A 12,004-nucleotide genomic window follows, 5' to 3' on the forward strand; every position below is an offset into this window, starting at 1 on the left:
GTTCAATCAATTAGGCTAAAGCTCAAATATAAGTTGCAAAAGTTCCCTCTTGTGAGTTCAACACGGACTCTGGAGGGAATTTTTATGTTGTTAGAAAGTATTGTGAAAGAGTTTGTTTTGGACAAGAAGTTTGAAGGATTGAGAGATTCAACGTTGGAAGGTTACGACAATTTCTTTAAAGGCTTCACCAAGTATTTATATGAACAAGAGGTCGAACACCTTGAGGATTTAACCAAGCGAAATTTGAAGCAATTCCTCATGTATTGTTATGAAGAACTAAACAACAAACCTGTTTCCGTGAACACTAAACTAAGAATAATGAGGGTCTTTTGCCGTTGGTTATATGTTGAGAAACTGACAGATTCATTGTTGACCGAGGGAATTAAAACAATGAAGGAAGACGTTCAACCAAAAATTGTTACAACTGAAGACGTAAGAGCCGTTCTTTCTCATTTAAGACGTTCAAAGAGACGTGAGGACTCTTTCACATCAAGAAGGAATTATGTAATTATGTTGACCTTCATTGGAACTGGAATGAGATTAAGCGAGATTGAAAGGCTTCATTGGAGTGATATTAATTTCACTGAATCAGTCATAAGAATACAGTTGAGCAAGTCAAGGACAAGTCAAAGTGTTCCATTGAGTGATACACTTGCGAGGGAATTGTTGGAGTACAGATTGTTCTTAGAAAGGAAGTTTGCCAAGCTCCCTCAATCCTTGTTCATTACAAAAGAAGGACACTTGCTTTCCAGAACTGCAATCCAGAACATATTCAAAAGATTAAAGAAACAACTAGGTCTTCAATCAAGATTCTGTCCACATGGTCTTAGAGCTTACTTCATTAAAGAGGTTCTGCGGAGTGGGTCAAATCTAAGACAATCACAATTACTTGCGAGACACTCAAAGATTCAAACAACTCAGCTCTATGTTGGTTATCATGCTCATGAGTTGAAAGAAGGACTGGACGAACACAATCCGCTTAATGATTTAATATAGCAGCACTACATGAGCCTATCCACGTGAATAGGCTCTTTAGAATGATTTTCTTGGTTAGTTCAACGAGCTGATCTTTGATTTGCACATAAAAAAAGAAGAGAATTACACACTCCTTACCAGTTACCCCTATTTCTACTGCTTCCTCCCATGAATACAATTATTAGAATTACTAACAGTCCAATGAAACCTTCCATGTCAATTAATTCCTGCTTACTCCCATTTCTCACTCTCCTCTGAGAATTCAAATTACTTCTAAACATATTATACTCAATTTAGGAAAAAGGAAAAGAGCAAAGGGGACTTTCTCCCCGCCCATAACAATTTATCACCACTTCGTTAATGGTTAGTTTTTTATGAATATAGGAAAAAATTAAATCGTTAAGAAACAACGAAAGAAGGATTAATGAAAATATAACTAGGAAGATATTTCAACTCCTTAGAATATCATGTCCCATACCCATACAACCACCATGAGTCCAACAATAAACATTATTGCCAATATCGGCAAGAGGAACCATATCGCTGTCCATCTCACAACAAAGTTTCCTGTCTTGGCTAGTTTTTCCGTTTCACTAGGCGTTTCCTTCACTACCTTGTTAGCCTCCCTCTCAGCTTCCTTCTGCTTACGCTCCTCTTCCAGTTTCTTAACTCCTTCTCTGTATTCTTCCTTGAATTCCTTAAATCCCATACTACCACTCTCCTTTCATACATTATATCCAAAATATTCCTTGTCGAATAGCTTTCTAGGAATCCGTCCTTTTTCTGGTTTTAGTAGAAAGGACAATTATCTCTTGAACTTCAGTAGCAGGAACATATCGAGCGTTTTCATTGCCTTTGCAGTTATAGTCCTAGTAATTCAGTAACGTCAGCTATTGCAGAATCTTTGCGAATTACTTGGACACCTTTTTCATTCGATTATAATCAAGTTCTATATTGCGATATATAAACGACAAAGAAAAAAGGAACTTACAGGAGTCCCCTAGTCAAACAATATGTTTACTTTTCAAGAGCCTTTTGAAAAGCTTCTCTGCGTCAATCGTTCCATAAACCTTGACCGTTCCCACTCCTTCAACCTTGCTCTCATGCGTAACAATTGTTTGAGGTTTCTCCATTGTGACACCCTCCCAGTATAAGAATATTCAAGGGTATATTTGTCTTATTCCCTCTTATTTTCTCCAACAGGAGGGAGTCTTTTTTGTGACATAAAAAAAGAACCCCTGTGAGGTTCTCCGTTTATTTATTCGTTTTTTTCTGCGACGTGAGAACCTTGAAAGTTTCCTTCTCTTGAATCGTACTCTTCATATAATTCAAAAATTGTATTAAAGTCTTCGATATTAAGTTCATTCATTATTGTTCCAATATGTTTATAATTAATCTTATCGGTTGTGTTCCTTACAATAACACTCAAGGTTGCCTCTCTAATTCCTGTTCTTAACGCTAGTTCCTTTTGACTTATTTCTCTCTCAACGAGTAGTTCTTTTAATTTTAGTCTTACTTTCCAGTTATTCATTTATTTCTTTCCTCCATTAATTCCATAATTTTCTTTTTGTTACTCCCTCCGTTCATGCTTTATATAAATACAAGGAATCTCTTGTTCCTCTTATCGGCATTAGACTTCTATATTAAACACAACTTCTGTGCGTTTTACTCATATTTACTTTTTATTATTCAACTAACGCTCCCCATAGTTTAAGTGCAAATCTTCACTATCTTTATTTTTAACAGAGTAAAGGACATGAAAAAAGCCGGACATTGCACCTGTCTAATGTCTAACTTTTTCCTGTACAAATTGTTATTGAGTAGCAAGTTCAGGATTAAAAGTCGTTAAGAAATCTGGATCTATTTCATATTGATCCACAAGACTCTTCGTATCTGTTTTATTGATTAACCCTTTTTCTTCAGCACGCTCAAATATAATGTCTGCAATACTTTGGGCAATATCGCTATCTATTTCATGACTAGTCCCAAAAAAGGAAAGCAGTCTACTACGGCTATAATAGAATCTATCTTTAGTCAAAAAATGAGTAAATTGATGCTTAGATATGAAGGAACCTTTTTCTATATGATGATGTGATATTACCGAAATATATTCGCTAAATAAATCATTTTGATATGATTCAGTATTTATCTCTGATAAAAACGCTTTTTGTTTTTGTTCCTTTCGATTTATGATAATCCAAAATCCTACTGTTAATAATATAGAGTACAACCATATTCCAGTAAAAGTTACACTATTGTGATTAATAAGGTTTCCCAAGATCGGGTGTTCACTCATTTGACTAGGAAATACCCAAACGATACCTAATACAGAGGTAACTCCTGTAAGGGAAAACTTAGGTACATTATGACTTGACTTATAGTCTGAATGGAACTTTTCAATTTTTTTATCTAAATTATCACTCATGCTTACCTTTTGGTTCGTAGTAGATAGGCGACTTACCAAAGTCACAATATCTGAAGTTTTGATAGTAGATAATTGATTTTTAGATAGATCATCAATCTCTTCAACAGCTTCATTTAAGTTATAAAATAATAATTTCTCCTCATCGTTTTTAAATTCTCCCCTATTATTATCTGGATGGATATCCCTTATTTTTTTCATTAATCCTTTTCTAATTTCAGAATTGTCACCGTTAAGGTTTAATTCCTTTATAAAGTATTGTAAATTAGACATTTCTCCCCACCTTTTAACAAATATTATTTGCTTATACTGTAATAGTATAAATTATAATAGGATAAAAATGGTTTTTTTTCATTTAAATTTTTAACTTTCTTTTTTCAATTTATATTTTAATTATAAGTAATTGGGAATTTTACAAACGACTGTACAGTTTTTTATTGTACTAATCATCGAAATATAATTCTTAAACTAAGCGCCCTGTTATCTTTAGTAGCATTGTTCACATTCTCTAATTATCGTTTTAACATAAAATCCCAGTATCCTTGTTAGATATCTCTTGATGTTTAATCTGAAGTTTTTACCTTCACAATTCCTACCTTGTAAGCGACTTCGTATAATACAACAACATTTTGTTTAAGATTTCGATAAATTATTTCATTTGCAAATAAAACTTAGTCATATCAAGGTTTTCAACCATAAAATTTTTTTCTTTGCGGTTCTATCAATTGCTTGTTATTTGATTTGTGACAAAAATATGAGCCTCTCCGATTAGGAAAGGCTTTCTTCTCTTGCTATGAGATTATGCAGTTCTCTTGTCGTAATTGATTCAACTAGCTTTATGTCAAACACTTGCTTAAATGATTTCTTATTTCGTTTTATACGGATCGTTCCCGTAATTTCAATGAATCCGTTTTCCTCTAGTATGAACCGTATTTCACAATCAATGATCTTTGAGCTTTCCAAGAGCATTAATTCGTTACTCAAAGGTAATATTTTCATATCTCCGACAATAGGTAACTTTTTTACTTTTCTCATTTGTATTCCCCTCTTATTCTCACAATAACCCGTTTAGGTAAAGCGTCCTTATTTTCCGTTAGCAAGGTAAACTCTTTTTTTATGTGTTGGTTGCCGTGCAATTCTTCATCAAATAGAATCAAACCTCGTTTTATATCAACTCGTTTCTGTTGTCTCCCGTCAATAAATAACGTATATACAATAATACTTTCCTTTTCAATCTCCAGTGAGTAGGCTAGGAAAGGTTTATCAACTTTAAAGACTAAAACACTCTTTTTTCCAGCACCTATAATGAATGATTGCTCAATAGTTTCCATTTTCATAGAGGTTTAGCTCCTTTTTTCGTAGTTTTATGACTTCGAGATTCGTTAATATCTCTGGTTTTTTAAGGTTCTTTTCAAACCTAACCTATGCCCAATCATAACCCAAATTATCGAACTTTCTATCCCAGTCAATATAGTCCAACATTTCAGGATTTTGTCGTATTTCAAGCAAGTATCCATATATTTTGGCGTCACTTTTTATTGGAAATCTGGAGGCTGTCAACTGAATTTCGTCCTCTGTGTGCTTGTCAATTAGCCATATAACGGCAAAGTGTTTATCAAGTCCCGTATTATGAAGGAACTTGTCTCACAATAACCTCAATGGCTTGTTTGCCGTGTAAAACATTTTTCTGATTAGTGACAACTTCAAGATTTTTTCTTGTGTTATCTGTCGAATTAGAATTAATATGATTCACTACTAACCCCTCTGGGAAATCCATAATAAGCCTATGGAGGAGGATCGTTTCTGTTTTATGATTTCTCGTTCTCCCAGTTCGTATATAATATTTGTTAGACACTTTGTCTGGAATTGCGAACCATGTATCATACGTTGAGACTAGCTTCAAATCTGCCGTATCAATTTTGACGGTTATAATTCTGCCGTCTATTTTTTTGCAGTAGATTTCAGTTGTTCCATTGTCTAATATTTTGTACTCATTTTTCATGATATTTCTCCCCTATTTGAAGCATAGGGAGGAAAGCAGCTCCTCCCTACTCCATTTATTTTTTAGTCGTCTATTGAGTCCGTTTTCTCTTTCTCCAGTAGCTTTTCAAGTCCTTTTCTTATAAGAACGTGAGCTGAATCATTATTTTCCTTGTCTGTCTGTTCATTTCGTTCAATTTCCTCACGTCTTTCTCTGAGTCGTTCCTGTTTTTTCTCTTTCTCTTTAGAAACTTTGCTTTCCTCATATGCTTTTTTATGTTTTCATTCATAAATTATTTTCCTCCTCTGTCTTTCTCATGCAGTTTACTTTGTGCCTCTTTCTCGTTCCTCTCTACTATTCCGTGTTTCTTGAACAGGAGATAGGAGAATGGTAATCTAATTGCTGAATTTCCCCCGTTTACAATTTTATGAATCTCTTTATCTGTCGGAGCAACTGGAGGAGTTGAGCTTTCCCCAATGATTAAATAATCTGGATTGTACATAGTAAATTCTTTGACCTTTTGAACCTTGTCTTTGCTGTCAAATGCTTTCAAAGTTTTATGATATTCATTCTCGATTTCTTGAAGTTTGTTCCTCTTTTCAATTGCGTTCTCAAGCTCTTTCAAGAACTTCAATTTGCTCTCAAATATTTCTAGTTCAAGAGCCTCCACTTGTTTATTTGATTCAATGAGAGCCTTTGAGCGTTCTTCAATCGTTTCATTTTTGATCTCTTGGAGTCTTTCTTCTTTGACCTCTTCCACGGCTTCAAGTTGTCCCTGTATGTCCTCGTTTCGTACTTTGAGAGAATCAATTTTCTTGCGTTTATCTACCGCTTTGCTCGTATTGTCTGTTTTACCAAATTCTTTCTTGTAAAGCTCTTTTAATTCAATTCCAAGCTTTATCATGTCCTCACGGTTTTGATTCTGTCGGTTCTCCAGTTCCTTTGCTTGTGCTTCAAATTCCTTCAATTGGTTTTGCAGTTCTTGTAATTTTGTCATTTTATTTTCTCCCCTTTGTGTTTTTTAGAAACCTGTCTTTCTCTTGCAAAAATATTAGAATCAATTCAACGTCAAAATTTTCTCTCTCCAGTAGGTTCAATAACCTATATGAAAGCTTTTCACTTGCTAACTCATTTTTACGGCTCTCATTCTGTGAAAGATAAGAAGAATCATATTCAAGCATTTCCGCTAATCTGTTTTGATCCACTTCAAGAAAGTACGTGCGTATGATTTTGACCTCGTTTCCTTTAAGCTGTCTTTTCATAACCTTGCCTCCATTTTTCATATAATTTTTAAAATAAAAGTGATACTCAACCAAATAAAAAAACCTCGAAAGGCTTTTCTCCAATATCGCAAGTCCAACGGAAACCGTTGAACCGTCTTGAAGAGGTTTCGATGTGCCTCTAAGAACTAGATGGAGTACATGTAGTTCGGAAATCTTGCTTTCTCGTGCTTTTCTTAAATTTTTCATGATCCTTAATCAAAAAAAGGAAAGTCTCATTTTCAAAGACTACCTTTATCAATAGGAGAGGTTCATAAAAAAGCAACCTAAACTTTCATTGTTTAGGTTTCGTAGTTGTTTTAGCAGTTGCCTACAATTGTCTAGCAGTTGCTTTTCAATCAATCAATAACACTATGATTATTAATATTGTTGGTCTTACGTTTCGGAGAAACAGGAGCATTTGTATTCAATTGCTTTACATGTTATTCAATTGTTATTTGTATTGTTTATCATTTCGTTCGTTTTCAACTCACTCAATGAGTGGCTTTGACTCCCTCACTATATAGATGGGCTGAACAACCCTATTCACAACTGATATGATGAAAAATGAACAAATACTCCTAGTAAAATGACTATTGGACTAGTCGTTCATAGAGTCTTTCAATTCTTTCCTGTTGGTCAATTCGTTCCTGTTCCTCTTCAAGCAATTCCATTTGAAGGAGCTTTTGTTCTTCAAGTATTCTCCTTGTTTTCCTTTGAATCCATTCAACTGAAAACGTTGATATATTCAACGGGTACAATATCGCTTTTTTAGTCCACTTGTAATAATTTTCTATGATGATTTTAACAAGGAGCTTTTTATCATGGTTCTTCTAAGTCATCAACGGTTTTCAAATACTTCTTGAAAGAGTCGTATCTCTCCCCCAAACAATCTCAATACTTTTCTTATGTCGTCTTTGCATTTCCGACTTAAAAAGTGTAATGATTTCCTTCATGAATATTCCCTCCTTGTTTGTTTTCCTACTTAGTACAACGGAGGGAAAGGACTGTTGTGACTGCAGTTGTTTAATCATTTGTCTACAATTGTTTTACATGTTTAATCATTTGTTTAGGGAACTAGATTTATAGAAAATTGTTTTGAACTGCTCTTGTTCTCCTCGTTCGCTCTGCTCTCTCGGTACTCCGTACCCTGTACAACGTATTCAAATTGTTTTTGTGACGTTTTGAAGTTTTTAAAAATTTTGTGTATAAATTTATTTACCTTTTGGTTCAAAAAATACCCCGGTGTTTTGATTATTGAAGTGTGAGGATCGCTTGTGTGCAATTGTCTTACTTGTTTGATACAAATAACCCTTGATATATTAACGTTTCAATTCACCCTATTCAGAGCGTTATTACGGGGTTTAAGAATGGTTGTTCCCCTGTTGAGGAGCATTTGAGAGGACTCTGGAGGCTCTTGTGAGTTTCCTTGTATAAATGCCTGTTGTTTGCAAGTGTTACCTGTATAGGCATAGAATGGATATGAGAGGCTTTGTGTTTGCAGTTGTTTTATAGGATCGCAGTTGTTCGCAGTTGCATGTGTAATTGTAGTTTACATATATTGTCTTTGAAGGTTCTAAAATTCTATGCGTTCGGTTTATAGCTCTGCTGTGGGGAAATACCCCCGTACTCCCCCATGCTCCCCTCCTTTCAATTATTTTTTGTCAAGTCGTTTACCTTTACATATAATATTTTTATCGCTGTTGTATTACACTTTATTAATTGTAATCATTATCGTTTAGAGTCACTAAAATGAATGAATAAGCTCTTTTATCCGTTCTCAATTAGCTTTGTTGTTATGTTTCCTTTGATGAATCCTTTTGTATCAATGCTTTGAGTATGTTTATCAATCTATCATAATAACGATTGTGTTTCATTCGACTAATAAATTATAGCAATTAATGAGAATAAAATGAGATAAACCAACTGCGTTCACCTATCTACTCAATGAATGATATGATACACAAGACCTGTCTCCCTTGTGTGCTGTTGGTATGGCTGTTGTGTGGATAGTAGGGAGCAACTGCATACATGAGGAGCTTCAAGCCTGTTAAATAGCTCCCTGTAATGTATAACTCCCGTCAATTGAATCAACTGGAGGGAACATTTAAAGAGCAATACTGGAATAAGCTCTCTAATGCCTTGTATGAGTTCTGGAGTGAGTTCATTAATTATACATCTATTTACTGTTATTTCTTCTTGTGTGGAGGTCTATGGTCTAAAATTAACGTCTGTCAAAGAAAGAAAAGTTTTGAAAGGTCTCTCTGGAATAAGTCTCCAGCTGATAAAATACGCAACTGCTCACAAAGTACATTTCAAGTGATACGTACCTCTAACCCTTGTCAATCCTATATAAATTAGTACCTAGTAATAATAGTAGCTTATAAATTTACATGTCATGACATGCCTACAATTGCATACAAATGACACTCAAATGCCTCCCCAGAGCGTTCACAAGGAAGGTTCATATAAGGTTCTCATGAGGTTTTTCTAGTACCCCTAACATTTTTGAGGATCAATAATGTAAAAAATACGATAATTTTTTCAATTAATCAGTCTTCTGCAAACGGGCAAGATTGATTAACAAAGGTTATTAAAAGTAAAAAAATCACCTATATATGTAAAATAAAGGTGTAAATGATATTTTAACAATAATCTTATGTTAGTATAAAAAAAAAAGGAAAATACTTATTAGTAAATGATAGGGGGAAATTAGAATTGAAGACTATTTTTCTTAGACCAGGGGAGTGCAATACAGAAGCTACTTTATCTGAAATTATTAAAATTATAAAACATACAGATGGACTATTAAGAATAGCTGTTGCGTACTTTAATCATAAAACATTGATTAAAGAATTAATTGAAAGAACAGAATTACAAAAAGAAACTAGGTTAATATTAAACACTTCCGATTTGTTAAGACCTAATAATCCGAGAGAATCGGCACTATTTGTTTCTAAGGACTTAATTGATCTTATAAATATTTCACAAGAAAACCACTTATTGCAGATTAAATCATTAGGATTAAATACTAGAATTAATTATCAAAATATGCATCATAAATTTGTAGTTTCAGAAAGACAAGTGATATTTGGTTCATTAAATTGGACGTATGCTGCATTAGAAAAGAATTTTGAGTTAATACATATATGTGAAGACAGAGATTTAGCAAAAGAATTTCAATGTGAATTTGATAATTTATGGGAAACCTCTCAAGACATTTACACAAGGTATGGCAAAATTAGAGGCATAATTTGTCCAGAATGCATATCTTCGGATGGAGTTGATTTTGAGAGTTACGGTCCTTTTTGTACGATTTGTGGACATAGATTTAAATTTAACTAATAGTAGATTTAGATTTGTCATTTTAAAACGGAGTAATTGGAATTAGGTTTAAAGGTACATAATAAGTTAAGACTTATTTGCTTTCCCTTAGTATTAAGTCATTGAGATTCAAGGGAAAAATAATTGATTGTGACTGGAGACATAAAAAAAGACTCTCACTAATTAAAGTGAAAAGTCTTTCAATGCGTCGTCTTGCTGTTGCTGTTGCTGTTCTAGTCCGATATATCTCATTGTAATCATTGGGCTTGAGTGACTGAATAATTTCTGGAGCATTGCAATGTCTTTTGTTTGTTTATAAAAGAAATATCCAAAACTTTTGCGGGTACTGTGCGCGGAAAATTCTTTCACTCCCACTCTGTCAGCACACTCTGAGAGAATCTTGTGAGCTTGAACTCTTGTTATAGCTACTGTTCCTTTGCGACTGGGGAACAAATAATCATTCTCATTCATTCCCTTGATGTACTTGTCAATTTCTTTTCTGAAGCCTGTTGAAATTATTTGCCTCTTTGCCTTGCCTGTTTTCTGCTCCTTCAATATGATGTGAGTTCCTTGTAAGTCCCTCACTTTCAATTTTAATATGTCTGATATTCTAAGAGCTGAATTTATTCCAGTAATAAAAAGGAATCTGTCTCGATCATTCTTAAAGCTATCTTTCATTAATTGTATTTGATCTTTATTTCTTATTGGTTGGACAGTATTCATTTTATGATTCCTCCCCTACTAATCGACATTACTAAACCTCACTGTTTCATTACCTTTTCATAAATGCGTAATTACGTTATTGGATAATTTTATCGTTTTTTTGAGGAGGGAGTCAAGTGGAATTACAAACTCTTGGATAATTCGCTTGATTCTTCTTCACATTCGTTTTTCTTTTTAACTATTTTCTGTGTGTGTTCTTCAATCTGTGAGATATATTCTTCTAGCCCATTGTATCTTTCGTCATCAATCTTGTTTATAGTGTTTTCTATTGATGATACAGCATAATTAGTTGCTACTTTAATTCTATGATAATCTTCAAAAACGTTTTCAAAGATATAGTCATCATTTAACTCATCAATGAACCTGTAATTATACTTAAGAGCCGATAGGTAAGTTACGTGGTGTGCATCAGATTCAATAACAGGGAAATCAAAAGTCACCTTCAAAGATTCAGCTATGTTAGTTGCGTAAATATCTATAATGCTAGCAGATTTTATAAAGTTATCTAACTTTTCTTTTCTTCGTACTTTTTTATCATAGTCAAAATTTCTATTCATTATTATTATTGCTATTCCACCAGTCATTAAAGCTCCCAAGAATGCTCCTATTAAACTACTATCTATACTTGCAGTCCAATTCACTAACAACGAACCATCAAGATAAATATAAATTATAAGCACTCCAATTGAAGTTAAAACAGAAATCAAGACTGTATTTACATATTTATTTTTGAACAACTTCAAGGCTATTCCCCCTCATACTGTATTTAGTTACATTGTTTCTCCTTGTAGAAGTAATTCCCCAGACTTGTCCCTATTTTACACTATATAGAAAAGGAAACAATATCCATTTGACATTAAGAACGTTTGTTCTGTTCTTAAAAACTCCGTTTCATATGCTCTTGCTCTTTGGAGATTTTCACTTTCATAGGTGTCAACGGACTATAAAAAGTTAACAAAAATAAAGGAGTTTTGCCTTTTCTTGTCCAATATTACCAATATAAGAAGGAGGAATTTCTATGTTTAAAAGCTTTAAGAAGATATTTAAAACTGAACCAAAATCAATGAGTCCAGTGGATAGAAACCTAAAAGGAAAAGAATTAGAAAAAGAAGGGAAAATAGATGAAGCTATGTCTCTATACTGGGAAAATGTAAATGAAAACTTTGAAGGAAGTCACCCTTATAATAGACTTGCTGTTATTTATCGAAAACAGAAAGACTGTTTTTGATAAGTTAATTTTGAGCCACTTTTAGGTGTTTCGATCACATGAAAAATGAGCCACACAATTTCCAATTTCAATAATCTCTCTTATGATAGATA

At 33.6% G+C, this 12,004-nt stretch carries 15 protein-coding genes; 3 read left to right on the top strand and 12 right to left on the bottom strand.

Annotation, left to right across the window (positions count from 1 at the left end; all coding sequences use genetic code 11):
* The first annotated feature begins 84 nt into the window (after positions 1-84).
* On the top strand, positions 85-996 hold the full coding sequence (locus ACM26V_RS09225; RefSeq protein ID WP_416151126.1) for a tyrosine-type recombinase/integrase: 912 nt from the start codon (positions 85-87) through the stop codon (positions 994-996).
* A gap of 436 nt (positions 997-1,432) precedes the next feature.
* Here the strand turns inward: ACM26V_RS09225 and ACM26V_RS09230 are convergent, their stop codons facing one another.
* From ACM26V_RS09230 to ACM26V_RS09275, 10 genes are all read right to left on the bottom strand, one after another.
* The gene (locus ACM26V_RS09230) at positions 1,433-1,684 is read right to left on the bottom strand and encodes a hypothetical protein (protein WP_416151127.1); all 252 of its coding nucleotides are present in this window, start codon (positions 1,682-1,684) and stop codon (positions 1,433-1,435) included.
* Positions 1,685-1,979: 295 nt separating this feature from the next.
* Positions 1,980-2,108, bottom strand: coding sequence for a hypothetical protein (locus tag ACM26V_RS09235; protein WP_416151128.1), 129 nt, complete (start codon positions 2,106-2,108; stop codon positions 1,980-1,982).
* Between the two features lie 125 nt (positions 2,109-2,233).
* Complete coding sequence (locus tag ACM26V_RS09240; RefSeq protein ID WP_416151129.1) at positions 2,234-2,506, bottom strand: helix-turn-helix domain-containing protein; 273 nt, start codon at positions 2,504-2,506, stop codon at positions 2,234-2,236.
* Between the two features lie 282 nt (positions 2,507-2,788).
* Positions 2,789-3,670, bottom strand: a complete 882-nt coding sequence (locus tag ACM26V_RS09245) for a hypothetical protein (RefSeq protein ID WP_416151130.1) — start codon at positions 3,668-3,670, stop codon at positions 2,789-2,791.
* Between the two features lie 495 nt (positions 3,671-4,165).
* Entirely contained in the window at positions 4,166-4,432 is a 267-nt protein-coding gene (locus tag ACM26V_RS09250; RefSeq protein WP_416151131.1) for a hypothetical protein, read from the bottom strand.
* A complete protein-coding gene (locus ACM26V_RS09255; RefSeq protein ID WP_416151132.1) occupies positions 4,429-4,734 on the bottom strand; it encodes a hypothetical protein in 306 nt (101 codons plus the stop codon). The genes ACM26V_RS09250 and ACM26V_RS09255 overlap by 4 nt, the downstream gene beginning before the upstream one ends.
* Before the next feature lie 290 nt (positions 4,735-5,024).
* Positions 5,025-5,399 (bottom strand): HNH endonuclease, encoded by a 375-nt coding sequence (locus tag ACM26V_RS09260; protein ID WP_416151133.1) that lies wholly within the window; start codon positions 5,397-5,399, stop codon positions 5,025-5,027.
* 271 nt (positions 5,400-5,670) lie between these two features.
* Positions 5,671-6,375: a hypothetical protein gene (locus ACM26V_RS09265; RefSeq protein WP_416151134.1), complete on the bottom strand. Its 705-nt coding sequence runs from the start codon at positions 6,373-6,375 to the stop codon at positions 5,671-5,673.
* Position 6,376: 1 nt separating this feature from the next.
* Positions 6,377-6,640: a hypothetical protein gene (locus ACM26V_RS09270; RefSeq protein WP_416151135.1), complete on the bottom strand. Its 264-nt coding sequence runs from the start codon at positions 6,638-6,640 to the stop codon at positions 6,377-6,379.
* 590 nt (positions 6,641-7,230) lie between these two features.
* Complete coding sequence (locus ACM26V_RS09275; protein ID WP_416151136.1) at positions 7,231-7,389, bottom strand: hypothetical protein; 159 nt, start codon at positions 7,387-7,389, stop codon at positions 7,231-7,233.
* Between the two features lie 1,966 nt (positions 7,390-9,355).
* Here ACM26V_RS09275 and ACM26V_RS09280 point away from each other — a divergent pair.
* Entirely contained in the window at positions 9,356-9,982 is a 627-nt protein-coding gene (locus ACM26V_RS09280; protein WP_416151137.1) for a phospholipase D-like domain-containing protein, read from the top strand.
* A 162-nt stretch (positions 9,983-10,144) separates the two neighbouring features.
* On the opposite strand, the gene ACM26V_RS09285 is transcribed toward ACM26V_RS09280, so the two are convergent.
* Positions 10,145-10,684 (bottom strand): tyrosine-type recombinase/integrase, encoded by a 540-nt coding sequence (locus tag ACM26V_RS09285; protein ID WP_416151138.1) that lies wholly within the window; start codon positions 10,682-10,684, stop codon positions 10,145-10,147.
* Positions 10,685-10,806: 122 nt separating this feature from the next.
* The gene (locus ACM26V_RS09290; protein WP_416151139.1) at positions 10,807-11,427 is read right to left on the bottom strand and encodes a hypothetical protein; all 621 of its coding nucleotides are present in this window, start codon (positions 11,425-11,427) and stop codon (positions 10,807-10,809) included.
* A gap of 275 nt (positions 11,428-11,702) precedes the next feature.
* Here ACM26V_RS09290 and ACM26V_RS09295 point away from each other — a divergent pair, with 275 nt between their 5' ends.
* Positions 11,703-11,912 (top strand): hypothetical protein, encoded by a 210-nt coding sequence (locus tag ACM26V_RS09295; RefSeq protein WP_416151140.1) that lies wholly within the window; start codon positions 11,703-11,705, stop codon positions 11,910-11,912.
* Positions 11,913-12,004 lie beyond the last annotated feature (92 nt).

It is taken from the genome of Salipaludibacillus sp. HK11, assembly GCF_047795645.1.
Classification (GTDB): Bacteria; Bacillota; Bacilli; order Bacillales; family Salisediminibacteriaceae; genus Salipaludibacillus.